20 protein-coding genes and 1 pseudogene are annotated in these 26,448 nt (G+C 63.9%); 6 read left to right on the top strand and 15 right to left on the bottom strand.

All coding sequences use genetic code 11. From position 1 onward, the window contains the following. Nucleotides 1-257: 257 nt before the first annotated feature. From D769_RS30350 to D769_RS30335, 4 genes are all read right to left on the bottom strand, one after another. A complete protein-coding gene (locus D769_RS30350; protein ID WP_008652552.1) occupies nucleotides 258-1,769 on the bottom strand; it encodes an efflux transporter outer membrane subunit in 1,512 nt (503 codons plus the stop codon). A gap of 1 nt (nucleotide 1,770) precedes the next feature. Continuing rightward, the gene (locus tag D769_RS30345; RefSeq protein WP_008652551.1) at nucleotides 1,771-5,016 is read right to left on the bottom strand and encodes an efflux RND transporter permease subunit; all 3,246 of its coding nucleotides are present in this window, start codon (nucleotides 5,014-5,016) and stop codon (nucleotides 1,771-1,773) included. A gap of 15 nt (nucleotides 5,017-5,031) precedes the next feature. Beyond that, nucleotides 5,032-6,249, bottom strand: a complete 1,218-nt coding sequence (locus tag D769_RS30340) for an efflux RND transporter periplasmic adaptor subunit (protein ID WP_008652549.1) — start codon at nucleotides 6,247-6,249, stop codon at nucleotides 5,032-5,034. An 85-nt stretch (nucleotides 6,250-6,334) separates the two neighbouring features. Next, entirely contained in the window at nucleotides 6,335-7,012 is a 678-nt protein-coding gene (locus D769_RS30335) for a semialdehyde dehydrogenase (protein WP_035884042.1), read from the bottom strand. Between the two features lie 502 nt (nucleotides 7,013-7,514). Here D769_RS30335 and D769_RS30330 point away from each other — a divergent pair. Beyond that, nucleotides 7,515-7,943, top strand: a pseudogene (locus D769_RS30330) (LuxR family transcriptional regulator); the annotation flags it as partial. A 541-nt stretch (nucleotides 7,944-8,484) separates the two neighbouring features. On the opposite strand, the gene D769_RS30325 reads toward D769_RS30330, so the two are convergent. The 3 genes from D769_RS30325 to D769_RS30315 form a co-directional block, all read right to left on the bottom strand. Next, nucleotides 8,485-9,288, bottom strand: a complete 804-nt coding sequence (locus D769_RS30325; protein WP_008652543.1) for a hypothetical protein — start codon at nucleotides 9,286-9,288, stop codon at nucleotides 8,485-8,487. 82 nt (nucleotides 9,289-9,370) lie between these two features. Next, nucleotides 9,371-9,967: a tetratricopeptide repeat protein gene (locus tag D769_RS30320; protein ID WP_040011363.1), complete on the bottom strand. Its 597-nt coding sequence runs from the start codon at nucleotides 9,965-9,967 to the stop codon at nucleotides 9,371-9,373. Between the two features lie 696 nt (nucleotides 9,968-10,663). Then, the gene (locus tag D769_RS30315; RefSeq protein WP_008652537.1) at nucleotides 10,664-11,332 is read right to left on the bottom strand and encodes a TetR/AcrR family transcriptional regulator; all 669 of its coding nucleotides are present in this window, start codon (nucleotides 11,330-11,332) and stop codon (nucleotides 10,664-10,666) included. Between the two features lie 279 nt (nucleotides 11,333-11,611). Between D769_RS30315 and D769_RS30310 the strand changes: the two genes are divergently transcribed. The 3 genes from D769_RS30310 to D769_RS30300 all read left to right on the top strand — a co-directional run bounded on the left by D769_RS30310 (nucleotide 11,612) and on the right by D769_RS30300 (nucleotide 15,677). Then, nucleotides 11,612-13,039, top strand: coding sequence for a hypothetical protein (locus D769_RS30310; protein ID WP_008652536.1), 1,428 nt, complete (start codon nucleotides 11,612-11,614; stop codon nucleotides 13,037-13,039). A gap of 23 nt (nucleotides 13,040-13,062) precedes the next feature. Then, entirely contained in the window at nucleotides 13,063-14,526 is a 1,464-nt protein-coding gene (locus D769_RS30305) for an acyl-CoA reductase (RefSeq protein WP_035884159.1), read from the top strand. An 89-nt stretch (nucleotides 14,527-14,615) separates the two neighbouring features. Beyond that, nucleotides 14,616-15,677, top strand: coding sequence for an NAD(P)-dependent alcohol dehydrogenase (locus D769_RS30300; protein ID WP_008652534.1), 1,062 nt, complete (start codon nucleotides 14,616-14,618; stop codon nucleotides 15,675-15,677). 58 nt (nucleotides 15,678-15,735) lie between these two features. Here the strand turns inward: D769_RS30300 and D769_RS30295 are convergent, their stop codons facing one another. From D769_RS30295 to D769_RS30265, 7 genes are all read right to left on the bottom strand, one after another. Next, nucleotides 15,736-17,304, bottom strand: coding sequence for an AMP-binding protein (locus tag D769_RS30295; protein ID WP_008652533.1), 1,569 nt, complete (start codon nucleotides 17,302-17,304; stop codon nucleotides 15,736-15,738). A gap of 152 nt (nucleotides 17,305-17,456) precedes the next feature. After that, nucleotides 17,457-18,371, bottom strand: a complete 915-nt coding sequence (locus tag D769_RS30290) for an SDR family NAD(P)-dependent oxidoreductase (protein WP_008652532.1) — start codon at nucleotides 18,369-18,371, stop codon at nucleotides 17,457-17,459. A 139-nt stretch (nucleotides 18,372-18,510) separates the two neighbouring features. Then, the gene (locus tag D769_RS30285; RefSeq protein WP_008652531.1) at nucleotides 18,511-19,305 is read right to left on the bottom strand and encodes an enoyl-CoA hydratase/isomerase family protein; all 795 of its coding nucleotides are present in this window, start codon (nucleotides 19,303-19,305) and stop codon (nucleotides 18,511-18,513) included. Between the two features lie 27 nt (nucleotides 19,306-19,332). Then, on the bottom strand, nucleotides 19,333-20,454 hold the full coding sequence (locus D769_RS30280) for a CaiB/BaiF CoA-transferase family protein (RefSeq protein WP_008652530.1): 1,122 nt from the start codon (nucleotides 20,452-20,454) through the stop codon (nucleotides 19,333-19,335). Between the two features lie 14 nt (nucleotides 20,455-20,468). Then, nucleotides 20,469-21,665, bottom strand: a complete 1,197-nt coding sequence (locus D769_RS30275) for an acyl-CoA dehydrogenase family protein (protein WP_008652522.1) — start codon at nucleotides 21,663-21,665, stop codon at nucleotides 20,469-20,471. Nucleotides 21,666-21,676: 11 nt separating this feature from the next. Continuing rightward, the gene (locus D769_RS30270) at nucleotides 21,677-22,858 is read right to left on the bottom strand and encodes a lipid-transfer protein (protein WP_008652521.1); all 1,182 of its coding nucleotides are present in this window, start codon (nucleotides 22,856-22,858) and stop codon (nucleotides 21,677-21,679) included. Between the two features lie 54 nt (nucleotides 22,859-22,912). Beyond that, on the bottom strand, nucleotides 22,913-23,710 hold the full coding sequence (locus tag D769_RS30265; protein WP_008652520.1) for an enoyl-CoA hydratase/isomerase family protein: 798 nt from the start codon (nucleotides 23,708-23,710) through the stop codon (nucleotides 22,913-22,915). Between the two features lie 261 nt (nucleotides 23,711-23,971). On the opposite strand from D769_RS30265, the gene D769_RS30260 reads away from it, so the two are divergent. Both D769_RS30260 and D769_RS30255 read left to right on the top strand, forming a co-directional pair. Continuing rightward, entirely contained in the window at nucleotides 23,972-24,766 is a 795-nt protein-coding gene (locus tag D769_RS30260) for an enoyl-CoA hydratase-related protein (RefSeq protein ID WP_008652519.1), read from the top strand. Nucleotides 24,767-24,793: 27 nt separating this feature from the next. Continuing rightward, nucleotides 24,794-25,576 carry an SDR family NAD(P)-dependent oxidoreductase gene (locus D769_RS30255; RefSeq protein ID WP_008652518.1) on the top strand — a complete coding sequence of 261 codons (783 nt, stop codon included), beginning with the start codon at nucleotides 24,794-24,796 and terminating at the stop codon, nucleotides 25,574-25,576. A gap of 66 nt (nucleotides 25,577-25,642) precedes the next feature. Here D769_RS30255 and D769_RS30250 read toward each other — a convergent pair whose 3' ends face one another. Then, complete coding sequence (locus D769_RS30250) at nucleotides 25,643-26,398, bottom strand: glucose 1-dehydrogenase (RefSeq protein WP_008652517.1); 756 nt, start codon at nucleotides 26,396-26,398, stop codon at nucleotides 25,643-25,645. Nucleotides 26,399-26,448: the final 50 nt, after the last annotated feature.

The raw sequence follows: 26,448 nt of genomic DNA, 5'->3' as shown, positions 1-26,448 counted from the left end.
TGGCGGACGGATTGGCGGCGCAGCCGGCAAGCAGCCCGGCCGCGGCGGAGATCGTCAGGGCCAGCACCGCAAGGCGTGCGGGGCGCGGTGAAATCAGGGAACGGTCGGACATTGGGATAGTTTCATGTGTGGGTGTACCGGCAGGCTACCGCTGGCGCAGACATTCGAGAATCGGGCACGACCCCAAGTCGTATCGAACTTTCACCCACTCAACCGCCCACGAGCCGATCCTTCTCCGCCCCCTCGCCGACCCGTCACTACGGCGATGCCAACCCAACCGCGCCCGATGCGCCGTAGTCAACCGGTGCATCCGCCGGACGCGGCGTCTCGCCCGCACGCTCGATCCAGCCGCCTCCCAGCGCGCGGTATAGATCGACGAGGTTGGTCAGCCGCGCAAGCCGCGCGTTGATCAGCGTCTGCCGCGATGTGTAGAGGTTGGTTTGCGCCGTGAGCACTGGCAGGAAGCTGTCCACGCCCGTCCGGTAGCGCAGTTCGGAAAGCGTGAGCGTGCGCTGGTTCGCAAAGGTGTTGCGCTCCAGCGCGGCGATCTGCTGATCGTACGTGCCGCGTGCAGCCAGCCCGTCGGCGACCTCGCGGAACGCCGACTGGATCGACTTCTCATAGCTGGCGATCTCAATGCGCTTCTCGACGTTCGCCAGTTGCAGGTTCGCGATATTCGCGCCGCCTTCGAAGATCGGCAACGTGATCTGGGGGACGAAGCTCCATGCCGTCGAGCCCGCCTTGAACAGCCCGCCAAGCGAAAGGCTCTCGGTACCGAATGCGGCAGTGAGCGAAATCTTCGGGAAGAATGCCGCTCGCGCCGCGCCGATATTCGCGTTCGCCGCAAGCAGGGACTCCTCGGCCTGCATGATGTCCGGGCGGCGGGTAAGCAGGTCCGATGGGAGCCCCGACGGAATATCGGCCAGCAGGGCCTGGCCATCGAGCGGCAGGCCTTGCGGCAGGTCCTCCGGCAATGGCTCGCCAATCAGCAGGACGAGCGCATTCACGGCTTGCGCACGGGCGCGCAACTGCGCCTGGAGGTTGGCCTGCGTTTGCTCCACCACACTCTGCGCCTGCCACAGATCAAGCTCGGTACCGGTACCGGTATCGAACTGGATCTTTGTGAGGTTGTACGAGTCCTGCGCCGTCTTGAGCGTGTCCTGCGTGACCTTGAGCAGGTCATCGTCGGACAGCAGGGTCAGGTACTGGTCAGCAACCTGCGAGACCAGCGAGATCTCCGTCGCCTTGCGCGCATAGGCCGTGGAGAGGTATTGCGCCAACGCCTGATCCTTCAGACTGCGGATACGCCCCCAGAAGTCGATTTCCCATGAGGCCTGCAGGCCGACGTTGTACACGCTGTAGGGGTTGTTCTGCGTGACCTGCAGCTCCGACGGCAGGCGTGACCGGGTGTCCGTGGCCACGGCATTGATCGCGGGGAACAGTTCGGCGCGCGTGATCTGGTATTGCGCTCGGGCAGCATCGACGTTGAGCACTGAGACGCGCAGGTCGCGGTTGTTTTTCAGCGCAATCCCGACGAGCTGCTGCAGGCGCGGATCGATGAAGAAGTCGCGCCAGCCGATATCGGTCGCGGGGGCGTCATTGGCACTGCGAGGACCCTGGTCGCCCGTGGCGACACCCGGCGGCACCGCGTAGACACCGCCCTGCGGAAAGGTCTCCGAAACTGGCGCGTCGGGCCGCTGATAGGACGGCGCCATGGTGCAGCCCGCGAGGAGCGCGGCGGCCGCTGCAAAGACGGTTCGCTTGTCCATGTCAGTGTCCTTCCTTGCCCGGGCCGTTATCGCCGCTTTCGCCGTTACTGCCACCGCTACCACCGTTGTCACCGTTATCGGCATCGTGGTCGTGCGCGTGGTGCGCTTCGTAGTGCTGCAGCGCGACGTCGGGGTCTTCCTTCTCCCCGGCCACGCGCGCGCGAAGCACGACGAAGAACATCGGAATCATGAAAATGGCGAGGAACGTGGCCGTGATCATCCCGCCGATCACGCCCGTGCCGATAGCGTGCTGACTCGCCGAACCGGCGCCGTTACTGATCGCAAGCGGTGTCACGCCGAGAATAAACGCCATCGACGTCATGAGGATCGGCCGCAACCGCAGTCGTGACGCTTCGAGCGCCGCCTCGATCGGTCCCATCTTGCCCTCAGCCTGCAGGTCCCTGGCGAACTCGACGATCAGGATGGCGTTCTTCGCCGAGAGGCCGACCGTGGTCAGCAAGCCCACCTGGAAGAACACGTCGTTTTCAAGGCCGCGCAGCGTCACCGCGAGCAGTGCACCAAGTACGCCGAGTGGCACCACCATGATGACCGCGAACGGAATCGACCAGCTCTCGTACAACGCAGCAAGGCACAGAAACACCACGAGGATCGAGATGGCGTACAGGATCGGCGCTTGCGAGCCGGACTGCCGCTCCTGGAACGACAGTCCGGTCCATTCGTACCCGATCCCGTCGGGCAGCTTCGCCGCGATCTTCTCCATGGCCGTCATCGCCTGGCCGGTGGCTTTACCTGGAGCAGCCTGGCCTTGAATCTCGATCGACGAGATGCCGTTATAACGCTCGAGCTTCGGCGATCCATAGGCCCAGTGCCCCGACGCGAACGCGCTGAACGGCACCATTCCGCCCGTGCTGTTGCGCACGTACCAGAGGTGCAGATCCTCTGGCGTCATGCGGTACGGTGCATCGGCCATCGCATATACCTTCTTGATCCGGCCATCGGTGTCGAGGAAGTTGTTCACGAACGCGGACGCCCACGCGATCGAGAACGTCTGGTCCACGGCCGATGCCGTAACGCCGAGCGCGTTCGCCTTCTCCCGGTTGATATTGATCTTGAACTGCGGCGTGTCGTTCAGGCCGTTTGGCCGCACGAGGGCGAGCGTCGGGTCCTTTGCCGCCATGCCGAGCAGCATGTTGCGCGCCTCCATCAGTTTCTCGTGGCCAAGGCCCGCGCGGTCCTGCAGTTCGAAGTCGAAGCCCGAGGCCGTGCCCAGCTCGGGAATCGACGGCGGATTCACCGGAAACACCATGGCGTCCTTGTAGCCGGCGTAACGTCCGAACATCCGGCCCACCAATGCCTGAACCTTCTGGTCGGCACGCTTGCGTTCCTTGTAGTCCTTCAGCCGGACAAACGCGAGACCCGAATTCTGCCCATTGCCCGCGAAGCTGAACCCGCCCACTGTGAACACCGATTCGACGATGCTGCTCTCGTCCTTCATCAGATAGTCCGCGATATTGGCGAGCGTACGTGCCGTGATCTCCTGCGTCGAACCCGACGGCGTCTGCACGAGCACAAACATCGTGCCCTGGTCCTCGTCAGGCAGGAAAGACGTCGGCAGACGCAGGTACAGCAGGCCGACCACGGCGATCACCGCGAGATAGATCACAAGCCATCGCCCCGAACGCTTGATCACGTGGTACACGCCGCTGTGGTACTTGTCGCGGCTCGTCTCGAACATCCGGTTGAACCACCCGAAAAAGCCCGTCTTCTGTTCGTGGTGGCCTTTCGGGATCGGCTTGAGGATCGTCGCGCACAAGGCAGGTGTGAGGATCAGCGCCACCAGGACAGACAGCACCATGGCCGCCACGATCGTCAGCGAGAACTGGCGGTAGATGGCACCGACCGAACCGCCTGAGAACGCGACCGGCACGAACACGGCGGAGAGCACGAGCGCCACGCCGATCAGCGCGCCGGTGATCTGCCCCATCGCCTTGCGGGTGGCTTCCTTTGGCGACAGGCCCTCCTCGGCCATCACCCGTTCGACGTTCTCCACGACCACGATCGCGTCGTCCACCAGCAGGCCGATGGCGAGCACAAGCCCGAACATCGATAGCGTGTTGATCGTGAAACCTACCGCCGCCATGATCGCGAACGTGCCAAGCAGCACCACCGGCACCGCGATCGTCGGAATCAGCGTCGCCCGCAGGTTCTGCAGGAACAGGTACATCACAAGGAACACCAGTACGATGCCTTCCAGCAGCGTCTTGATGACTTCCTCGATCGACAGGCGCACGAACGGCGCCGTTTCGTATGGATACTCCGCCACCAGACCGTGAGGGAAGTACTTCGAAAGCTCCTCGATCTTCTGGCGCACGCCCATCGCGGTGTGCAGCGCGTTCGCACCGGTTGCGAGCTGGATGCCGAGCGCCGTGGCCGGATGTCCGTTGTACCTGGAATCCACGTTGTAGTTCTCGGCGCCGAGCGCGACGCGTGCCACGTCCTTCAGCCGCACCTGCGAACCATCCTGGTTCACCTTCAGGAGGATGTTGCCGAACTCCTCTGGCGTGCGCAGCAGCGTCGATTCGGTAACGGTCGCCTGGAACGACTGGCCCGGCACAGCTGGGGTGCCGCCGAGCTGACCACCCGCTATCTGCACGTTCTGGGAGGTAATCGCGCTCGTCACGTCGCTCGGAGTCAACTGGAAGTTGGTGAGCTTGTTCGGATCCAGCCAGATGCGCATGGCGTACTGGGTGCCAAACAACGTGACGGTACCCACGCCATTGACGCGACTCAGCGGGTCCTTGATGTTCGAGGCAACGTAGTTGGCGAGGTCATAGGCGTTCATGCTCCCGTCCTGGGAGTAGAAGGCCGGTACGATCAGGAAGCTGCTGCTCGATTTGGTGACGCTGATGCCGAGTTGCTGCACCACCTGCGGCAGGATCGGCGTGGCCAGCTGCAGCTTGTTCTGCACCTGCACCTGCGCAATGTCCGGGTTGGTGCCGGGCGCGAACGTCAGCGTGATCGTCGCTTGTCCGGAATCGTCACTGGTCGAGGAGAAGTACAGCAGATGGTCCAGTCCGCTCATCTGCTGTTCGATGACCTGCGTGACGGTGTCCTCCACCGTCTTGGCGGACGCGCCGGGGTAGGTCGCGGCGATCTGGATGGCCGGCGGCGCAATGGTCGGATACTGCTCCACCGGCAGCGTGAATATCGACGCACCCCCTGCCAGCATCAGGATGATGGCGATCACCCAGGCAAAGATCGGGCGATCGATGAAGAATTTTGCCATGTCGCAGGCTCCCGGTTAGTGCGCTGCGGCGGTTGCGGCGGCAGTTGCGGCGCTAGCGGGGCTGGCCGAGGGGCGACTGGCAGCGCCCGGCGGCGGCGGCAGTTGCGCGGCGACAGGCTTGACCGTCGCACCGGCGTGCACCTTTTCGACACCCTGAACGATCACGCGGTCGCCGGGATTCAGACCACTATTGACGATCCAGTTCTGGCCCTGCGCGCGCGCTGCAACGACCGGACGCGACACGACCTTGTTGTCCTTGTCTACGATGAGCACGGACGCCTGGCCCTTCTGGTCGTGCAGCACGCCCACTTGCGGCACAAGGAAGGCCGTGTCGTTGGTGCCCTCGTCGATACGCGCGCGCACGAACATGCCGGGCAGCAGCACGCGGTTGGGATTGGGGAACAGCGTGCGGATGGTGACCGACCCGGTGGTCTGGTCGACGGTGACATCGGTGAACTGCAGCTTTCCCTGCTCCGCGTAGGTACTGCCGTCCTCAAGGATCAACGTTACCTTCGCCGCGCCCGGACCGCTCGTTTTCAGCCGCCCCTCCTCGACTTCCCGGCGGAGCTTCAGACCGTCCAGACTCGATTGATTGAGGTCCACGTACATCGGGTCCATCTGCTGCACCGTGGACATCAGCGTGGCCTGGCTCGCCTGCACGTAAGCGCCCGGTGTCACCTGCGAGATACCGACCTTGCCCGTGACTGGCGAGATCACATCGGTGTAGTTCAGGTTGATCTGCGCTGCGTCCACCGCCGCCTTGCCAGCGTCGACGTCGGCTTCCGCCTGGCCCTGCGCCGCCACCGCGTTGTCATAGTCCTGCTTGCTCACCGCGCTGGCCAAAACGAGCACCTTGTAGCGCGCCACCAGTGCGTTCTGCGTGACCAGGTTCGCCCTGGCCTTCGCCAGCGAAGCCCTGGCGTTGTTGAGCGTGGCGACATACGGCGCGGGATCGATCTTGTAGAGCCGCTCGCCGGCCTTCACGTTCGAGCCCTCGATGAATTCCCTGCGCAGTACGATGCCGTCCACGCGTGCACGCACCTGCGCTACCAGGAAGGCGTTCGTGCGGCCGGGCAGCTCGGTCACGACCGGCACGGCAGTCGGCTGGACTACCACCACACCCACTTCCGGAATCTGCGGCGGCGGGGCTGACTGCTTTTGCCCACATGCGGCGAGCACAATGGCAACCGTCGCAAGGCCGATCTGGCGAAATGGCACCCGTTCCATGCGCATGAGGGGACCTCATAGGTTTGCCGAATGAAAGCAGACAGCCCGGCGGGTTCGAGAGAGACAGGCAAAACGGCCCGGGGAATCGGCGTCACGCGTGCGCGACGGCCAGCCGGTAGATGTCGGCCGATTCCAGGACCGGCTTCGTCACGCCGAGGCGCACGACATTCAGCATGGCATCGCCGATCAGTCCAGTGGTCAGAATGCTGGCGGGCGATATGCGCCGGAGCAGCACCAGCAGCGGCCTGAACACGACATACATCCACCGGTAGATCGCGGTGCGCGACTGGATGCCGCCTTCGGGAACGATCGCGGACGGCCGGAAGATGGCAACGCCTCCAAATGGCAGCCGCTGCAGCGCGTTCTCGGTTTCGCCCCGGACGCGCGCCCACATCGTCTTGCCCTGTTCGCTGCTGTCCGCGCCGGCGCCTGACACATACACCATCTTCATGCCCGGGCTGCGGGCGAGCAGCTGTTGCGCGCAATGCAGCGTGAGGTCGTAGGTGACCGCGCGGTATGCCGGCTCGGGCATGCCGAACGAAGACACGCCAACGCAAAAGAAGCATGCGTTGACATCCGCAAACATGGCACCTGTCGCTTCGAAGCGACTCAGCTCGGGAACAACGTAAACGCTCAGCCTCGGATCCACGTAACCGGGTGGTGCGCGCCGGCCCACCACGATGATCCCGGTGACGTCTCGGGCTTCAAGACACGCCCGTAATACACCTTGGCCAACCATTCCCGTCGCACCGATCAGGACAACTCGCATAGCGTTGCTCCGACGGTCGTGGCAATGCTCGCGGCGAATGGCGTATTGCCTGGCCCGCAAGCATTACGGGTTCGGCGAGCGCCTTCCGCGCCTGCAGCTCGGACAATCAATGTGAATACAGTCACTCATTTATAGTAGAAAAATCCGATGCGTGATGCCGCACAACACGGCGATGCGCGTCCGCGCCGCGCTGCTGGCGCGATCTGAGCGCGAACTGAACACCGTCACAGTGGGCGTTCGCAACGACGAGTCGTGGTCTGTTTTGCGCGATGCAAGGGGGTATCGGGTTCATGCGCCGCGCTTCGACCGATAGACAGAGTTTGAAACGCAATGTCGGAGCGCATCGGATGCCCCGCGCGGGCGTCCGCACGAGTGCCACGGAACGACTGCGAGGCCTCTCTCATGCGCGGCGCGCGGCCCCAGCGTTCCGGCATCGCCCCCAGTCTTCCCGCCCAGTCGCTCATGGCGCCTTGACCGCCCCTCCCTCGCCGGCCAGCTCGACCTGTCCCGGGCCACCAGCCCGGTGCCGTCGATCGGCGAACCTGACGCGAACGCGTTTGCGGCGGAGATCCTCAAGCTACTGGGTGACGTAGCAGGCCTCTCGCAATGCACGGTCTTTGCTTATGCGTTCGGCAACCGGCCACGCACCCTGTCCGTCGCGGACCATCGCGGCGGGCGGTATCTGCGCGATGTGGCCGACACCAACGCGAGCCGGTTCCATGCGCCGGACGGCAACCAGCGCATCATGGCGACGGCCGGGCCCCGAGGGTGTCCAAGTGACAACGGTCTGATGCTGCACCAGCAGACAATCGACGAGATCGCGCATAAGGCCTACCGTGCGGCGTGCTATCGGCACCCCAACGTATCGGACCGGCAGCCCCTGCTGGTGCCGCCAGCCGAGGACATGTGGCTGTCAGTGAACCTGTATCGTGACCGCAGCCGGGGGCTGTTCTAGAAGAGCATTCGAGAGGGAACAAGGCTACCGCCGCTCTTGGGGCAATCTGCCAGAAAACCATAAGTCTCAATGCGCGTTCTTGAACGCGCCGAGATAAACAAACGGAATCAGAACGCTGACGATCAGGATCACGCCATGGATGGCGTTTAATGGGACAAGCACCTGATCATTGGGACCGGGCGCTTTCGACGCCGGCTGACGCAGCCAAAGTCACTGCTGGAAGCGTGGGCAATGGAATGGAAGAAGCGCAAGGAAAAGCGCACCCGCTGGTACGCGTTCCTTGAACGGCCCAACTTGCTGCTCGATTGACTGGCCATTTACTGGGGCGGTCGCTGCAAACGTCTACGGAAGGCGCGGCTGCGAGCAGCGACATTGCAGGATCGGACTCCGCTGTGCCGTCGCGCCCGCTTATCAGGCATCGAAGACAACGTCCACCGGCGCGCAAATCAGTCGCTACCTCCGCAAGGGCAAGGTGCAGACCGGCTCGTCAGAGCCGGCCCTGACCGTTCAAGGGAGGTTACGAACCTACCTTGAGCTGGCCGCCACGCCCCAGGCCGCCCTTGACTTCCTGCGCCTTGTAGTTGCGCAGCGAGATCACCATGTTGTTGTAGGCGTCCATGAAAGCTGCCACTGTGGCCTTGCCTTCAGGCGTGCGGGAAAAGCCGCCAAGCCCACCGGCGGCACCGCCACCGAAGGCGCCCATCGCGGCACCGAAGTTGGTTGCCGTCGCATTGCCTTCCGAGATGGACAGCTGGACGCCCGAACGGATATCAAACATGGTCAACGTCACGACCGATGCCTTGCCCTGCATGGCCCCGCCAACGAGCGCGCCGACGCTACCCAGCAGGCCGCCCACACCGGCAACCATCTGGCCCGTGGCGTCGTTATCGATGATGATCGATGGCTCCATGTAGTAGTCAGCCGCTACGCGCTGGCCCTTCTGCTGTTTCGAACCTGCACGGAACTCGCCGGAATTGCGCTGCTTGTCGGTAATCGACGAAAGCTTGCTTTCGGTACGGTTGTTGCCAACCGACGTAATCACGAAGCAGTTCGACTGTTGCACGGCCAAGCGGATCAACGGCTCGATGGTCGTGATCTTCGTGGCTGCACCGAAGCTGGCATACCATTCCTTGCCACGGCCATCATCCACAGCGATCGTGCCCAGAGGCGCGTCGCATCGCTCCAGCGCCTGATTGGCATTCACGCTCGTTGCGCCGCCCGCGGCACCGGTGGCTGCCGTGGGTGCTGTGCCGGTACTGATCGTGCCGCCGCCCAGGTTGGCACAACCAGCCAGAGCCAGGGACGTGACCAATGTGGCCATACGCAAAGAAGTTTTCTTGTTTTTGTACATGGAATCCCTTCCTGTTGATGGAATTGAAGCAAGAAATCTGGGGAAAGGAGAGTTAGCGCAGGTACCAGCCGGAAGGGCCCCAGACCCAGTAGTACGGAGCGCTGCTGTACCACGCAATCCAGGACGTGCGATAGGCTTCGCGCACCCGATACAGACTCTGTTCATCCTTCTTGGCGGCCTGCGCTTTTGGAAGCAGGTCCTTGGCTTCCTTGCTGCCCTTGGCGGCAGCGAGTAACAGCCAGGACTCTGCCTGCGCGGGGTCCGAACCCATCTCCTCGAGGCCCATCAGATAGATGCGCCCAAGCGCCAACTGAGCCTGCACGTGGCCGTTGTCTCCGGCCTTGCGCAACCATTCGATGGCTTGATAACTGTTGCGCTCGACACCGTCGCCGCGCAACAGGCGCAGGCCGAGGTCATAGGCGCCGTTCGGATTGCGCTCGGCCACCTCTGTCAGCGCCTGCATGCGGCGCTCGGCATCGGTTGGTTGTGCGCTTGGCAATGTCGATACGCGCCGATCCCGCTCGGTGCAGGTGTTGCCGTTGCACAGGCGTACTGTCTGCGACTGCGGCGCCAACTGTCCTTCCGGCGTCTGTGCGCATCCGGCAAGGCCAAGAACTGCCACGGCCCCGCAACGAACAAGAATATGCATGGATAACCCCCGCCCCGAGATACGCATGCGTCTCTCGAAAATGCTATTTGTAAGTAATCGTATGAAATTGTAACAGTGCAATATGCAATCTATAAAGCTCATTATGTGAGTCGCAAGCGCATTGTGGTGCGCATGGCACGAACGCCCACATAGATAAGTGGCTTAATATTCACAAAATGCCGGCTCACGCAATTCCCCCAAAAAAAGCCATCTCCGCAATGGAGATGGCCAGAAATCTGTGATGCGAGTTCATCTATCCGAGCGGTGACGCAGACTGCTACGTGGCGGACGTCGGGAGCCTTGAGCGTGAAGGTGAGGTGTCGCTGAAGGGGCTGCAGAGGGTCAGCCAGACACACCGAGGGATGTAGGTTCACGCAATCACACTCAATTCTGTCGCCGCAAACGTTCGCCATGCCGACCATCAGATGCCGGTGACTGATCCGCATGTCCCATCTCACAGTTAATGGGAAACCTGACGTCGAACAATCAAGGACTTACGGAGCCTTGTCGCAAACTACCTGAGTCAAAATCTCGAAGTAAGTGAGTAAAAGGCGCGATCAGTCTCACAGTAAATGGGTACACAGAACTGGCGAGGGAAGAGCACTGGCAGTCGACGCCAGCCGCCGATCTCCAAGGCCCCTTACCGGCCATTTGTTGCCGTTTCCAGATTCAGCCCTTAGTGACTGAAGCGCGGTCTTAGGCGGACGTCAGCAACACGTAAAGCATTCTGCACATCAGAAGCTCCGTATCCGGCTCGATGAGGAATTCTGGCCGCATCAGTGCCATCGCTCGTGGCAAGGCCAGGATTGTGTGGAAGGCCATGAAGCGCGCCTTGGCCTTGTCGCGCACCAGTACCTCGTCGGGGAACCGTTCCATCAGGGCATCCGTCGCCATGGAGGTCCAGTACTGCTCAGGCTTGATGACGTCCAGACGCACCAGTTCGTCATACTGGGACGACTTCACGAGCAGTTCGCGATCGATCTGCACCCACTTGTGCAGCATCGGCAGGCCAATGCGCAGCAATAGCAGGATGCCATCAAACAACTTCGTGCCCGGCGGCAGACGCTGCAGATCCTCTACGAGCCTGCGCCTGGCCTCCGCGCGGAAGTCGTCGAAGATTGCGACGACCAGCGACTCCATCGTCGGGTAGTACTCGTAAATGGAGCTGACCGCCACGCCAGCGCGTACGGATAGCCGTTCCAGCGACAGCGCCTCTCGCCCTTCCTTCTCGAGAATCTCCCACCCGGCTGTCTTTAGGGCGTCGACGAGCTTGAGCGACCGCTCCTGTCTGGGCTGCTTGCGCGGCCTTGCCGGGACTTCGATGTGCAGGTGATCAGGCGCTGTGTGGTGCTTGCGGGACGACATTGTCGATCACCTCATCCAGTTCGTTTGGAATGGCCCGACGTGGCCAGCAAGCTAACCAGCTTGCTGCGGAATCAAGCCGCTCGTCCCCTCCCTTTCCGGATGTTCCGCCCGGGCGTTCATACGTTCCACGAAAATGCAGAGCCTGCGACCTTGCGCCGCATTTTTTCCCTTTAGTTTCAGTGAATTGGGTACTGAATACCGACCCGGAAACCCGGAGTCTGGGGACGCATTCGCGCTCCTATACTGGGCTTCCCATCAACGCTCACGCATGGCGAAAACATGTCCCTGGAAAGGAAGGTCGAGTTACTGCTGAACGATCCGTCAGCACTCGCGAACCACGATCTGCAAACGTGGCAGAACATGCCCCGAGACGAAGTCGATGAGATACAACTGGTGGCGCTGAAACAGCGATTCGCCCAATTGCGTGACCGTGTGCCGGTCCTGACGAAGCTTGCCGACGGCGAAGACTTGACCCGCATCGACAAGCTCGATGATGTGGTGCCGCTCTTGTTCGAGCACACGGTCTTCAAATCCTACCCACCATCGCTCCTCGAGAAACGAAACTTCAGCCAGATCAACAAGTGGCTGGGCAAGCTGATGACGCCCGAGATGGCGGCGCGCTTTGCTGCCGTGGACGTCAGCCATTGCCAGGGTCTGGACGACTGGTTCGCCACGCTCGACGCCGCCGTGCCAGAGATGCGCATCAGCCATACCTCAGGCACCTCGGGCACCGTGTCGTTCCTGCCGCAGGGCATTCGCGAGTGGGAAAAGGCATGCGACATCCGCAAGCTGTACATCCTGCGCATGGCCGGACCGGATACGCCCATGCCGGAAATGCACATCCCATATCCGTACTACCGCAACGGCTACCTGAGCCATGTGCGCGCGAACGACTTCCTGATTCGCGCGCTGCTGCCGGGCGAGGATCATTTCCACGCGGCCTACCCCGCAACCCTGTCGAGCGACATGCTCCACCTTGGCGCAAGACTACGCGCCGCGCACGCACGAGGCACGCTGGATCGCCTGGAGATCAACCCGGACCTGCTGGCGAAGAAGAAGGCCTTCGACACACTGCAGGCCGAGATGCCGGCCTACCTCGCCAGCTTCTTCCAGCGCATGGCCAAGGACCTGCGCGGCAAGCGCGTCTACATCGGCGCCACCTGGAACCTGCTGCACAACATGGCGAAGGCGGGGCTCGAACAGGGGCTGGAAGGTGTATTCCATCCCGACTCCTTCATTACCACGACCGGTGGCGCCAAGGGCGTGGTGCAGCCCGATGGCTGGCGCGAGGAGGTGATGCGCTTTACAGGCGTCAGCTACCTGAACGAAACCTACGCGATGTCGGAACTGGTCAGCGGGTCGAATCCACGCTGCGAACACGGCAATTTCCACTTCACGCACACCGTGATTCCGTTCGTTCTCGATCCGGAAACGGGCCAGCCGCTGCCGCGCAAGGGCCGGGTCACGGGCCGCGCCGCCTTCTTCGACCTTGGCGCCGAAGTCAAATGGGGGGGCTTCATCACCGGTGACGAGGTTACGGTCGAATGGGATAAGCCCTGCGCGTGCGGCCGTCCAAGCCGCTACGTCGTGAGCGGCAGCATCCAGCGATACAGCGACAAGAACGGCGGCGACGACAAGATCACGTGCGCGGCCACAGAAAGCTCGCACCGCGAGGCCATGGACTTCCTGAACACCGTAGAACAATGACAATGAACGAGAGGACCGACATCATGACTCACCCCATCGCGCCGATGGTCATTCGCGGCAACGTCATCACCGACAACCTCATCGAAGTGGGCGGCCGTGGCGGCGACCTGACGTTCCTGACGCCGGACGCGCACGCGTATCTCGACCAACTGCCGCTCGGGAATCCAGCGCGTCTTGCGGATCTCTATGAACTGACCTTCGGCGATATCCTTGACTACGCCGAGGCCCTCGGCGAGCGCCTCGATTTCGCCACCAATCAGTACCTGCAGGAAGCCTGCGCGCTGTCGTATCACACGTCGCCGGTCACGCCGACCATGATCAAGGGCACGTACATGGGCCTGCGCAATATGCTGTCGCGCGCGGCAATCACCGAAGCGGTGGAGAGCACGGTAGGCATCAAGTACCTCGAAGGCTGGGTCAAGCAAAAGCTGATCGACGGCACCGATCTGGAAGTGCGATGCTTCGGCGCACGCACGCTGCATATTGTCGCTGGCAACGCGGCCGGTCTTTCCCTGCTCACGATCATTCGCAACATGGTGATGCGCAGCGACGCGATTATCAAAGCGCCGTCCAACGACCCGTTCACCGCGCTGGCCATCGCGCGCACAATGATCGACATGGCGCCCGACCACCCGCTCACGCGGCACCTGAGCGTGGCCTACTGGAAAGGTGGCGACCAGGCTTTCGAGGAGCGCCTGTACCAGCCGCAGCATCTGGAGAAGATCGTCGCGTGGGGTGGCTACGCCTCGATGAAGCATGTGACCCGCTACGTCCAGCCGGGTCTGGAACTGATCTCGCTCGACCCGAAACGCAGCGCCAGCATCATCGGTCAGGACGCCTTCGCCAGCGAGCAAACCATGCGCGAGGCAGCGTTGCGCCTGGCCAGCGACATCGGCGCGCTGAACCAGAAAGGCTGCGTATGCGCCCGCGTGGCGTACGTGCAATGCGGCACCGATGAAGCTGGCCTGCGCAAGCTCAACACGTTCGGCCGCTACGTGTACGACGCCATGCTCGGCCTGCCCAACACGCTTTCCACCTCGCCCAGGCGCTACGATCCGGCGATCAAGGCGGAAGTCGATGCCTTGCGGCTCGATGACGAGTGGTACCAGGTCATCGGCGGCAAGGATGGCGAAGGCGCGATCATCTGCTCGCAGATTCCGGAGCCGGTCTCGTTTGCCACGCGGCTCGACGACCGCACCGCCAATCTGGTGCCGGTGGATACCCTCGACGAGGTGATGGCCGCCGTGGACGCGTACACGCAGACCGTCGGGGTCTACCCGGAAAGCATCAAGGACGAACTGAAGGACAAGCTGCCGTTGTATGGCGCCCAGCGCATTGTCTCGCTAGGCTACGCGGCCGTGATGAAGTGGGCCGCGCCACAGGATGCGATCGAACCGCTGCGCCGCATGGGCAAGTGGATCTCGAACCAGATCGCCGCACCGGAGACCGCGCCGGCGCCCTGGACGCGCCCGAGCATCGAAGCCTGATCGCTCGTCATCGTCGATTGAACCGCCAGCCCTCTCCCGAAGCGGGAGAGGGGACCAACCCATCCGTCACCCTCCACAACCAATCTCCCATGACCACCTGCAAAGCTTTCGGCGCCTGCGAGGCCCATGCCGCCCTTACGCCGATGCATATCGAACGCCGCGCCCTGCGCGCCGATGACGTCGCCATCGCCATCGACTACTGCGGCATCTGTCATTCGGACGCCCACGCCGTCAACAACGACTGGGGCACCACCGTCTACCCATGCGTGCCCGGCCACGAGATCGTCGGACACGTGACCGCCATCGGCCCACACGTCACGCGCTACAAGGTTGGCGACTGCGTGGCGGTCGGCTGCATGGTTGATAGCTGCCAGGATTGCCCATCGTGCGACCACGGCCACGAACAGAACTGTTCCAAGGGTCTTACCGCTACCTATAACGGCAAGGACCGTCATACCGGTGAGATTACATACGGCGGATACGCGGAAAGCATCGTCGTCCGCGAGAAGTTCGTGCTGCGCGTGCCGGCCGCGCTCGACATGAAGTACGCGAGCCCTCTGCTGTGCGCCGGCATCACGGTCTGGACGCCGCTACGCCGTCACGGCGTCGGCAAGGGATCGAAGGTGGCCGTGGTAGGCCTGGGCGGTCTGGGCCACATGGCTGTCAAGCTGGCCGTCGCGCTCGGCGCGGAAGTCACCGTAATCACCACGTCTGCCAGCAAGGCCGACGACGCGCGCGCGCTGGGCGCCACCGATGTGCTGCTGTCGAAGGACCCCAAGGCGATGCAGTCGGCGGGCAACCGCTACGACTTCATCCTCGACACCATTCCGACGAAGCACAACGTCAACCCTTACCTGATGCTGCTGGGGCGCAATGGCGTGCTGGTGCTGGTGGGCGCGCTGGAGCCGCTGGAACCGATCCATGGCGCGCTGCTGGTGGTGAATAACCGCTCGATCTCCGGATCGCTGATCGGTGGCCTGAACGACACGCAGGAACTGCTGGACTTCTGCGCCGAGCACGACGTACTGCCGAACTGCGAGATGATCGACGTGCGCGACATCAACACGGCATTCCAGCGCATGCAGGCCAACGACGTGAAGTACCGCTTCGTGATCGACATGGCGTCACTGCACGAGGTGGGTGTGAAGTAACCCGTTGCTTTACCGTCGCTTTACTCCCCTCTCCCGCAAGCGGGAGAGGGGAGCCGCATCAGGATACGTGCCGGCCCTTCCCCACCCAGTACTTGTCACGCACCTGCCGGCGCAGCACCTTGCCTACTACGCTGACCGGCAACGCCTCGACGAACGTGATCGACTTCGGTCCCTTGAAGCGGCCGAGGCGCGCCTTGACGAACTCGATCAGTTCCTCGGCGCTGACCTGCGCACCGCTCCGCAGCTGGACTTCGGCGTGGACCGCCTCGCCCCACTCCTCATGCGGCACGCCAACCGCAGCTGAATTCGACACGGCCGGATGCGCGTTCAGTGCCGCCTCCACCTCCACCGCGTAGACATTAAAGCCGCCGGTGATGATCATGTCCTTCTTGCGGTCGACCAGATAGACGAAACCATCCTGATCGATGTAGCCAAGGTCACCAGACTTCCAGAAACCATTCTCGAACTCCGCCGCAGTCGCTTCCGGGTTCTTGTAGTAACCGGAGATCACGCCACGGCTGCGGGCCCAGATCTCGCCGACTGTGCCGGGTTCCACATCATTGCCGTCCTGGCCGACGATCCGCACCTCCACGTTCGGCTGCAGACGCCCGGCGGAGCCAAGCTGTGCTTCGCTTGCGGTCAGGTGATCGGCCTTGCCGAGGATGCCAACCGATTGCAGGCTTTCGGTCGCCCCGTAGAACTGGATGAAGATATTGCCAAAGCGTTCCTGCGCGCGCCGGAGCTTGGCCGGGCTCATCGGTGCGCCGCCATAGGCGATGGTCTTCAGCGACGACAGATCGAAGTTGCTCGCTTCCGGCATGTCGAGCAGCCGGTAGATCAGCGTTGGCAGCAGCAGCGTCATTGTGATCTTCTCTGCTTCGATGTTCCGGCACATCAGCGCCAGGTCGGGCAGGTTCTGGGTCACGGTGCAGCCGCCACGGAAAAGCGTCGCCAGCACGCCGAAGCCGGAGCCGTGGCTGATCGGCGCCATATGGAGCATGCGGGTATCGGGTAACTGGAACTGGTCGGGCTCCACGAACATGGTGTCGCGGCAGGCCAGCCAGTTATCCATCGTGTACTGCGCGCACTTGCCTGCGCCCGTGGTGCCGCCGGTGAAGCGATAGACCAGTACATCCTTCTCCGCGTCGTTCTCGACGCCAGGATCGTGGTCACCCACACCTTCCATCAGCTCCCAGAAATCATGCAGGCCCTCACGCGGCGCGGCCGGCGGGTCCATGCACACCACGGTGGCACCGAGCGCACGCAGCGTGTCGTAGTAGCGGTCCAGCAGCGCGGTCTCGATAAAGACCACCTTCGGCTGGATGTACTCGGCCTGGCGGCGGTGTTCGTCGAATGAGTCCCGAAAGTTCGCGTAGGCCGCGGCAGCGTCGCCCTTGAGCGCCGTCCAGAAGTGGAGCAGCGACATGTTGTCGTTCTCGAGCACGCAGAGATAGATATCGCCACGACGCAGTTGCAGCCGCTCGCGCATCATATTGACGATGCGGTTGGTCAGCGAATGAAATTCGCGGTAGTTGTAGCGGCGATTGCGTTCGATGTTGACCAGCGCCTCCCTCTCGGCGAAGCGCGGGACCAGATTCCCGAAGAGGCGCGAGAAGTTCGTTTTCATCCTTAGTCTCCTCTACTGTCTACTTTCATGCCTGCCCCGTAGGCCGCAATGCCTCGGTACAGATCAGGTCTTCAATTCTTCAATAGGCAAGGGGAACCCCGACCCTGTGGCCGGGATTCCCCTCGGTACGGCTATTTTCCAGCCTGCCCGGCTCAGGCGGCCTTTGCGCGTTGCATCATGGCCGTGACGAAGGCATGTACCTGATGGTTCGCGTCCTCGCGGTAAGCGGAGGTGCCCCAGTCGGTAATCTGGGCAAAGTGCGCCGCCACGGCGTCCACCGACAATTCCTTGCCGGGAATGTACACCGGCGCGGTTTCCTCCATGCGGACGGCCGAGAACGCACCGCCGCTGGCGCCGAGGATGACCTTGCTCGGGGCATCCTCGCTCACCAGGAAGAGCGCCCCCGGCGTCACCTGCTCAGGCCCGGTCGCCTTCAGGATGTCTTCCGGCAGAATGTCTTCCGTCATGCGCGTGGCGGCCATCGGCGCCAGCGTGTTGATGCGGATGTCGTTCTTCTTGCCTTCGAGGACCAGCATGTTCATCAGGCCCACCACGGCCATCTTGGCAGCGCCGTAATTGGCCTGGCCGAAATTGCCGAACAGGCCGGCCGCCGAGGTGGTCATCAGCACGCGGCCATAGTTCTGCTCGCGCATGGTTTCCCACACCGCCTTGGTGCAGTAGACGGAACCCATCAGGTGCACGTCCACCACGGCGCGGAAATCAGCCATCTCCATCTTGGCGAAGGTCTTGTCGCGCAGGATGCCGGCGTTGTTGATCAGAATGTCGATACGGCCAAACTCCGCCTTAGCCTGCGCGACCATCGCGGTGACCTGCTCGAAGTCCGTGACGTTGGCGCCGTTGGCGATGGCCTGGCCACCAGCCTTGCGGATTTCCTCGACCACGCCCAGCGCGGCATCGGAAGAGCCGCCCGTGCCGTCGCGGCTGCCGCCGAAATCGTTGATCACGACCTTGGCGCCGAGGCGGGCCAGTTCCAGCGCGTGCACGCGGCCCAATCCGTTGCCGGCGCCGGTCACAATGGCCACACGGCCGTCAAATCGAATCGTCATGGTATTCCCCGAAATTGCTTGAGTGATGGAAGGCGTCGCGGGACCGGTCCATCGCCGGCACCCGCGCTGCCCTGGCTGTCACGTTACGCCGGTGGCGGACGCCCCTCACCTCCCCTTGTGGACGTGCGGGGCGATGCCATCAGAACAGGCGTTCGGCGCCCGGATAAAGCGGCGCTTCCTTCGCGAAGAAGCGGCGCACGGCCTCTGCGTTGTAGCTGCTGGCCGCGCACAGGCCCTGCACGGCGGTTTCCAGTTGCGTCATCGCGTTCCGGTCCGTCTCGAACGTGCGATTCATGATGCCCTTGGCCATGCCGAGCACGTGTGTCGGCGCGTTGTCAAAGCGGCGCGCGTACTCCACAGCGGTCTCGCGCAATCGCTCGGACGGCACCACCGCCTGCACTAGCCCGATCGACAGTGCCTCGTCGGCCAGGATGTCGCGCGCGGAGAAGACGATCTCCTTGGCGCGCACCAGGCCCACAAGCCGCGGCAGGATGTACATCAGCCCCAGGTCCGGCGCGAAGCCGATGCGCGGGAAGTTGGACACCAGCCGCGCCCGGTCGCTGGCGATGATGAAGTCCGCGCCCAGCGCCAGCGACAGCCCGGCGCCCACCGCGTAACCGTCCACGGCGGAGATCACCGGCTTCTCCAGATCCATCAGTTCGGCGTGCCAGCGGTGGGCGCCGAGCAGCGCATCGCGGACGAGGAACGGCATCTCGCCCTCGGCCTCACCACTGAGATCCGCGCCCGAGCAGAAATGGCCGCCCGCGCCGGTCAACACCACGGAACGGACCGAACGGTCCTCGCGCGCCCGCCGGATCGCGTCGGCCAGCAACTGCTTGGCTTCATCATCGAGCGCGTTCCGGCGCTGCGGGCGGTTGATCGTGATGACCGCGATCTTCCCGTCCATCTCGAACAGGACCTTGCTATCACTCATGTCTCTCTCCTTGAATGCCGGCGACGCTCAGGTGGCCCCGGCGTTGCACCAGTCGTCCAGCACCGATGCCGTGTCCTGTCCTCGCTGTGGAATCCACCCGGGCCGCGCCAGTGGCGTGCCCGAGAAGCGGGGCGCGGGATTGGCCTGCAGGACGCCATCGATCTCGCCATAGACCCCACGGGCCACCATGTGCGGATGGGCCGCCGCTTCATCCGGGTTCAGCACCGGCGCGAAGCAGGCATCGGTCCCCTCCAGCAGCGCGGACCATTCGTCGCGCGTTTTCATGGCGAACAGGGCGGCCAGACGCGCGTGCTGCGCCGGCCACTGTGTCTGGTCGTGCTGGGTGGAAAACGCCGGATCGTCGGTCAGACCGAGCTTTTGCAGCAGCAGCTTGTGAAAGCGCGGCTCGGCAGCGGCAATGGTCACGTAGTTGCCGTCGGCACAGCGGTAAGTGCGGTACCAGTGCGGGCCATCGAGCAGGCTGCTGCCGCGCTGGTTCCGGAACACACCGGCGGACTTCAGCCCCAACAGCAGATTCATCATGTGCGCGCTGCCGTCGACGATGGCCGCGTCGATCACCTGCCCCTTGCCGGTTTCGCGGGCACTCATGATGCCGGCCAGCAACCCCACCAGCAGATACATCGCGCCGCCGCCGATATCCCCAACCAGGCTCGGCGGTGACATCGGCGCCTCGCCAGGCTGGCCCGACCACCAGAGCGCGCCGGACAGCGCGACGTAGTTCAGGTCGTGCCCAGCAGCCTGCGCCAGTGGGCCGTCCTGCCCCCAGCCGGTCATGCGGCCGTACACGAGCTTCGGATTGCGCGCCAGACACACGTCCGGGCCCAGACCGAGCCGCTCCATGACGCCGGGACGCATGCCCTCGATCATCGCGTCGCACTGCTCCACCAGACGCAGCACGGTATCGATGCCGGCCTGGGTCTTCAGGTCGACGGCGATGGAACGCTTGCCACGGTTCTGGATCGCGTGCCGGCCGATATCGAGGTCTTCCGCGCCGGGCTGCAGCCGATCGACCAGCACGACATCGGCCCCCATGTCGGCCAGCGTCATGCCGCTGATCGGCGTGGGCCCGAGCCCGGCGATTTCCAGGATCCGCAGGCCCTGTAGCGGCCCGCTTCGTTTCGATGCCATGGCTGCCTCCGGTCTCATAGCTGGAACATCAGCTTGGCGATGATGCCGCGCTGCACTTCGCTGGTACCGCCATAGATGGTGGCGGCGCGGCGCAGGAACATGTCGTTGGCGATGCCACGCGCCAGGTCCTGCATCGGATACGCCTCTGCCGGCGGAGCGTCGTGCCAATGCGCGTATGCCACGGCGCCGTGGTCGCCCAGTGCTTCGGTCTGTGCCTCGGTGATGCGTTGCTGCAGTTCGGTAGCGCGCAGCTTCAGGATCGAACCCAACAGGTGCGATGCCGGGTGGTGCGCCATGTCGAGCTGCGCCACGCGCTGCACCAGCATCGCGATGGCTTCGAGGTCGGCGTCAAGCCGTGCCAGTCTCAGCGCGAACTCGGGACGGTCGATCAGCTTGCCGTCGCCAGCATCCAGCGTTGTCGCGATCCGGCGCAGCTCGCGCATGTAGCGCCTGAGGTCCGGCAGGTCGGCGGTGGTCGCATGCTCGTTGTTGAGCAGGTACTTGGTGATGTTCCAGCCCGCGCCCTCCTCGCCGATCAAGTTGCCCACCGGGACGCGCACATCCTCGAAGAAGGTCTCGTTCAGGTGGTGCGCGTCGTCGATGCTGCGGATCGGGCGCACGGTGATGCCCGGCGTCTTCATGTCTACCAGCAGGAAGCTGATCCCCGCCTGCTTCTTGCCGGACGAATCCGTCCGCACCAGCAGGAAGATCCAGTCCGCGTGATGGGCGTAGCTCGTCCAGATCTTCTGGCCGTTGACGACGTAATGATCTCCGTCGCGCACCGCGCGCGTCTTCAGCGAGGCGAGGTCGGACCCCGCGCCCGGCTCGGAGAAGCCCTGGCACCACAGCCGCTCGCCATTGAGGGCGGGGGCGAGGTGCTCGGCCTTCTGCGCGGGCGTGGCGAACGCGTTCAGCACCGGGCCGAGCATCTTCTGCACAAAGCCGTCCTGCGTTGGCACGCCGGCCCGCGTGCATTCGTCGTCGAACACCAGCGTCTGCGCCACCGACCAGCCAGTGCCGCCGTGCTCCACCGGCCAGTATGGCGCACCCCAGCCATGTGCGGCCAGCACCTTTTGCCAGCGCAGGATCTGTTCGCGCGGCGAGCGCGTGCAGCGCGGTTGCCCTTTCAGTTCCTGCGGCACGTTGTCCCGCAGGAACTGCCGGACCTCCTGGCGGAACGCCTCCAGACCCGGATCAGCTTGAAAGTCCATACGTGGCTCCGTCAGGCATTCCGGTACATGGTGACGACTGCTGCGCCACCGATACCGACGTTGTGCTGCAGCGCCACACGAGCACCCTCCACCTGGCGCCGATCGGCCTGGCCGCGCAGCTGCATCACCAGCTCCGTGCACTGGGCCAGCCCGGTCGCGCCGATCGGGTGGCCCTTCGACAGCAGACCGCCAGACGGGTTAACCACGAACCTGCCGCCATAAGTGTTGTCGCCATCGTCAACGAACTTCGCCGCGCCGCCTTCCGGGCACAGACCGAGTGCTTCGTAGGTCAACAGTTCGTTCTGGGCGAAGCAGTCGTGCAGCTCGACCACGTCGACGTCTTCTGCGCCAATGCCGGCCATCGCATAGACTTTGTCGGCCGCCGAGCGCGACATGCCGAAGCCGGCCAGATGACGCAGGTCGCCGGATTTGAACGTTTCCACACCATCGGTGGTAAGCGCCTGACCGGCAATCCACACGCGGCTGTTCAGGCCGTGCTTCTTCGCGTAGTCCTCGCTGCACAGCACGGCGGCGGCAGCGCCGCAGGTCGGCGGGCACGCCATCGAACGCGTCATGACGCCCGGCCACATCACCTTCTCGGCCATCACCTCTTCCGGCGTCACCACCGTGCGGAACACCGCCATCGGGTTATTGGCCGCATGGCGGCTGGCCTTGGCGCGGATCTTGGCGAACGTCTCCAGCGGCGTGCCGAAGCGTTTCATGTGGTCGAGTCCGGCGGCGCCGAACAGTTGCAGCGCGGGCGGCACACCTTCCGGCACCACGCTCTCGCAGGCCTGGTTGAACCGCTCCAGAGGCGCCGGACGGTCGGTGTAAATCGTGCCCAGCGCGCCTGGGTTCATCTGCTCGAAGCCAAACGCGAGCACGATATCGGCCATGCCGCTGGCGATGGCCTGGTTGGCCAGATACAGCGCCGTGGAGCCGCTGGCGCAATTGTTGTGCACATTGATGACCGGAATGCCCGTCATGCCGATGTCGTACAGCACACGCTGCCCGCTGGTGGAATCGCCGAAGACATAGCTGGCGAACGCCTGCTGGACCGACTCGTAGCCCACCCCGGCATCGGCCAGCGCCAGCCGCACCGCCTGGGCGCCCATGATCGTGTAGGGATCGCTCTGGCCCGGCTTCTTGAACGGGATCATGCCCACACCGGCAACGACGACTTTTTGCGTCATGACTTTCTCCTTGAGTAATTGGAATAAACAGGGACGGGAACGTGGGGCGTCCCGTCAGAACAGACGTTCGGTGCCCGGGAAGATTGGCGCTTCCTTCGAGAAGAAGCGGCGTACCGCTTCCGCGTTGTACTGGCTGGCCGCGCACAGGCCCTGCACCGCGGCCTCCTGCTGCAGCAGCGCCTGCCGGTCGGTCTCGAAGGTACGGTTCATGATGTGCTTGGCCATGCCCAGCACGCGGGTCGGCGCGTTTTCGAAACGCCGCGCGAACGCAATGGCCGCGTCACGCAGGTCATCGGCCCGCACTACGGTCTCGGCGAGACCAATGGCCACGGCTTCGTCGGCGCGGATTTCGCGCGCGGAGAACACGATCTCCTTGGCACGCACCAGCCCAACGCGGCGCGGCAGCACGTACATCAGCGCGAGGTCGGGGACAAATCCCACGCGGGCGAAGCTCGATACGAAGCGCGCGCGGTCGCTGGCAATGACGAAGTCCGCCGCCAGTGCCACCGAGAGCCCGGCGCCCGTGGCAAAACCGTCCACGGCGGAGATGACCGGCATCTCCAGATCGCACAGCGCGGCAAACCATGTGTGATGGTTCTGCAGCAGGTCACGCACGTAGAAGCCGCGCTCGGCCTGCGCGTCGCCGTCTCCCAGATCGGCGCCCGCGCAGAAGTTGCCGCCTGCGCCAGTCAGCACGACGGCGGTCACCGAGCGGTCCTGCCGGATGCTCCGGACGATGCGGTCCATCGCCGCCATGATTGTGTCGTCGAGCGCGTTGCGCCGCTGCGGCCGGTTCAGCGTGATGACCGCCGTGCCGCCGATCCTTTCCAGTACCACCGAGTTCTCGGACATGCTGGCTCCCCTCCGGCAAGTTGTTCTGATGTTCTGAAGTGCTGTACTGCGGGAACCATCTTAGAGAGCAGCAAACCGGGTCCGCCCCTCCCTTTTTTGCCGTCGGCAAGGCCCGGACGGCGATACCCCATCGGGAAGTGATGGGAAGTCTGCAACGCATGGCGTTGGAACGTCCCCCGCCATCCAGGGAGGGGCGCCCGCGAAGCCGGCTGGCTATCGTGCAACGGGCAAGCGCATCCACACCAACCTGGAGGAACCCCCATGAACTTCGCCGACTACCAGTACATCTCGTTCGCCCGGCGCGGCCGCGTACTGGAGATCACCCTGAATCGCCCCGAACAGCTCAACGCCTTCAACGCCGGGCTACACGCCGAAATGGCGCGCGTCTTCATCGACGCCAACAACGACCCGGAATCCGAGGTCATCGTGCTGACCGGCGCCGGACGCGCGTTCTCGGCCGGGGGCGACCTTGAAGCCGTGAAGTCGGATTTCGACAATCCGGCAGCCTTCCGCGTGACCGCGCGCGAAGGCAAGCAGATCGTGTTCGCCCAGCTCGACTGCGAAAAGCCGATCATCGCCAAGGTCAATGGCCCGGCAATCGGCCTGGGCTGCAGCATCGCCCTGTTCTGCGACGTGATCTTCGCGGCGGACACCGCGAAGTTCGCCGATCCGCATGTCAACGTCGGTCTGGTGGCCGGCGATGGCGGCGCCATCATCTGGCCGCAGCTCATCGGCTATGCCCGCGCCAAGGAATACCTGCTGACTGGCGACGCGATCACTGCCACGGAAGCGGCACGCATCGGCCTGATCAACCATGCCGTGCCGTCCGCCGAGCTGGACGCGCGTGTCGACCAGTTCGCCGACCGGCTGGCCAATGGCGCCACCAACGCCATCCGCTGGACCAAGGTGGCCACCAACATCGGTCTCAAGCAGATCGCGCATTCAGTCATGGATACGTGTATGTCGTACGAATGGCTGGCCAGCAAGACCGACGACCATCGCGAAGCAGTCAGCGCCTTGCTGGAAAAGCGCAAGCCGGCGTTCACCGGCAAGTAACGGCTCCCTTAAGATGGAGGTGCAACGATGTACGGAGTGAGCGATATCCAGCGCATCGACTTCACCGGCAAGCGAGTGCTGGTGACAGGCGGCGCCAGCGGCATCGGCGCGGCGGTGGCGGCATTCTTCGTGGAAGCGGGCGCGGTGGTCTGCGCCTCCGACCTGAATGAAGTTCACCGTTCGGATGGACCGCAGATGCTGCACGGCGACGTGTCTTCCGAGGCCGACGTCGAACGGATCACCGCCGAGGCCATCGCCCATATGGGGCGCATCGACGTTCTGGTCAACAACGCCGGCGTGCTGGAGTCCGCCGCGCGCACGGACCGGCAGTCTCTGGCGACGTGGCAACGCACTATCGACATCAACCTGACGGGCACATGGCTGATGTCCAGGGCCGTCGGTGCGCACATGCTGGCGACCGGTGGCGGCGCGATCATCAACATCGCGTCGATCTATGGTCTCGGCGGCGGCCCCGGCATCGCGGCCTACACGGCATCCAAGGCCGGAGTGGTGATGCTGACGCGCTCGCTGGCTTGCGAGTGGGCGCAGAAGGGCATTCGTGTGAACGGCGTTGCGCCCGCGATCATCCGGACACCGCCACTCGACGCCATGACCCGCGAAGGCCGGCTCGATGTCACGTCGCTCGAGCGCCGCACGCCGATGGGGCGGCTCGGCCATCCCCGCGAGGTGGCGCAGGCGGTGGCCTTTCTGGCTTCGGACTGGGCGTCGTACGTGACCGGCGTCACGCTGCCTGTGGACGGTGGATGGACGGCCTTTGGCGCGGATGGGAATGCGTCGAAGGGCGGATGATCTGCCGCTAGCTTGCTCCAAGCTCCCCCCTCCCATTTCATGGGAGAGGGGCGTAACGCGATCGCCCTACGTTGTCAGCCCGCCATCCACCATGTAGTGCGCCCCGGTCACAAACGACGCCTTTTCCGAGCACAGCCACACCACCAACTCAGCCACCTCGTCCGGCGTGGCGGCGCGGCGCAGCGCGGTGGCCGCCAGCAGCGCCGCTGACGCACCAGGCGCGGAGCCGGCGGCGATCTCGTCCGCCATGGCGGTGCTGGTCACGCCGGGACAAATGGCATTGATCCGCACACCGTGTTTGCCATACTCCCTGGCGGCCGAACGCGTCAGCCCGATCACGCCGTGCTTGGAGGCCGAATATGCGGCGCTATACGGCGCGCCCTTCACACCGGCGACCGATGACGTATTGACGATCACGCCACCGCGCGCCTTCATGGCCCGCAGCTCATGCACCATGCACTGGAACACGCCAGTCAGATTGACGCCGATGACCTTGTGCCAGTTCTCGAGCCCCTGGTCCTCGGTGCGCGAAACCGGTCCCGAAACACCGGCATTGTTGAAGGCGATATCGAGCGATCCAAAGCGGTCGAGCGCAACGCCGACCATCGCCGCGCAGTCGTCATCACGGCTCACGTCCACGCGCTGGAAGCACGCGTCGCCACCGGCCCGCCCGATCTCCGCCACGACACCCTGCCCCGCTTCCACTGACCAATCCGCCACGACGACGCTCGCGCCGGCCCGGGCGAACTGAATGGCGGCAGCGCGACCGATTCCCGCGGCACCCCCCGTCACGATGGCAACCTTGCCTTGCAGATCAAACATGATGCGTTCCAGATAAATAAAACGCCGCCCTCGCCGTGCGCGACGGGGGC

The organism is Cupriavidus sp. HMR-1 (genome assembly GCF_000319775.1).
Classification (GTDB): domain Bacteria; phylum Pseudomonadota; class Gammaproteobacteria; order Burkholderiales; family Burkholderiaceae; genus Cupriavidus; species Cupriavidus metallidurans.
The sequence above is the reverse complement of the archived record's forward strand: the minus strand, read 5'-3'. Positions and strand labels throughout refer to the sequence as shown.

What these genes read in the sequence shown, in the direction of transcription:
- D769_RS30350 (WP_008652552.1), bottom strand. Translation starts at nt 1,769, where the DNA reads ATGGACAAGCGAACCGTCTTTGCAGCGGCCGCCGCGCTCCTCGCGGGC.
- D769_RS30345 (WP_008652551.1), bottom strand. Translation starts at nt 5,016, where the DNA reads ATGGCAAAATTCTTCATCGATCGCCCGATCTTTGCCTGGGTGATCGCC.
- D769_RS30340 (WP_008652549.1), bottom strand. Translation starts at nt 6,249, where the DNA reads ATGCGCATGGAACGGGTGCCATTTCGCCAGATCGGCCTTGCGACGGTT.
- D769_RS30335 (WP_035884042.1), bottom strand. Translation starts at nt 7,012, where the DNA reads ATGCGAGTTGTCCTGATCGGTGCGACGGGAATGGTTGGCCAAGGTGTA.
- D769_RS30325 (WP_008652543.1), bottom strand. Translation starts at nt 9,288, where the DNA reads ATGGCCACATTGGTCACGTCCCTGGCTCTGGCTGGTTGTGCCAACCTG.
- D769_RS30320 (WP_040011363.1), bottom strand. Translation starts at nt 9,967, where the DNA reads ATGCATATTCTTGTTCGTTGCGGGGCCGTGGCAGTTCTTGGCCTTGCC.
- D769_RS30315 (WP_008652537.1), bottom strand. Translation starts at nt 11,332, where the DNA reads ATGTCGTCCCGCAAGCACCACACAGCGCCTGATCACCTGCACATCGAA.
- D769_RS30310 (WP_008652536.1), top strand. Translation starts at nt 11,612, where the DNA reads ATGTCCCTGGAAAGGAAGGTCGAGTTACTGCTGAACGATCCGTCAGCA.
- D769_RS30305 (WP_035884159.1), top strand. Translation starts at nt 13,063, where the DNA reads ATGACTCACCCCATCGCGCCGATGGTCATTCGCGGCAACGTCATCACC.
- D769_RS30300 (WP_008652534.1), top strand. Translation starts at nt 14,616, where the DNA reads ATGACCACCTGCAAAGCTTTCGGCGCCTGCGAGGCCCATGCCGCCCTT.
- D769_RS30295 (WP_008652533.1), bottom strand. Translation starts at nt 17,304, where the DNA reads ATGAAAACGAACTTCTCGCGCCTCTTCGGGAATCTGGTCCCGCGCTTC.
- D769_RS30290 (WP_008652532.1), bottom strand. Translation starts at nt 18,371, where the DNA reads ATGACGATTCGATTTGACGGCCGTGTGGCCATTGTGACCGGCGCCGGC.
- D769_RS30285 (WP_008652531.1), bottom strand. Translation starts at nt 19,305, where the DNA reads ATGAGTGATAGCAAGGTCCTGTTCGAGATGGACGGGAAGATCGCGGTC.
- D769_RS30280 (WP_008652530.1), bottom strand. Translation starts at nt 20,454, where the DNA reads ATGGCATCGAAACGAAGCGGGCCGCTACAGGGCCTGCGGATCCTGGAA.
- D769_RS30275 (WP_008652522.1), bottom strand. Translation starts at nt 21,665, where the DNA reads ATGGACTTTCAAGCTGATCCGGGTCTGGAGGCGTTCCGCCAGGAGGTC.
- D769_RS30270 (WP_008652521.1), bottom strand. Translation starts at nt 22,858, where the DNA reads ATGACGCAAAAAGTCGTCGTTGCCGGTGTGGGCATGATCCCGTTCAAG.
- D769_RS30265 (WP_008652520.1), bottom strand. Translation starts at nt 23,710, where the DNA reads ATGTCCGAGAACTCGGTGGTACTGGAAAGGATCGGCGGCACGGCGGTC.
- D769_RS30260 (WP_008652519.1), top strand. Translation starts at nt 23,972, where the DNA reads ATGAACTTCGCCGACTACCAGTACATCTCGTTCGCCCGGCGCGGCCGC.
- D769_RS30255 (WP_008652518.1), top strand. Translation starts at nt 24,794, where the DNA reads ATGTACGGAGTGAGCGATATCCAGCGCATCGACTTCACCGGCAAGCGA.
- D769_RS30250 (WP_008652517.1), bottom strand. Translation starts at nt 26,398, where the DNA reads ATGTTTGATCTGCAAGGCAAGGTTGCCATCGTGACGGGGGGTGCCGCG.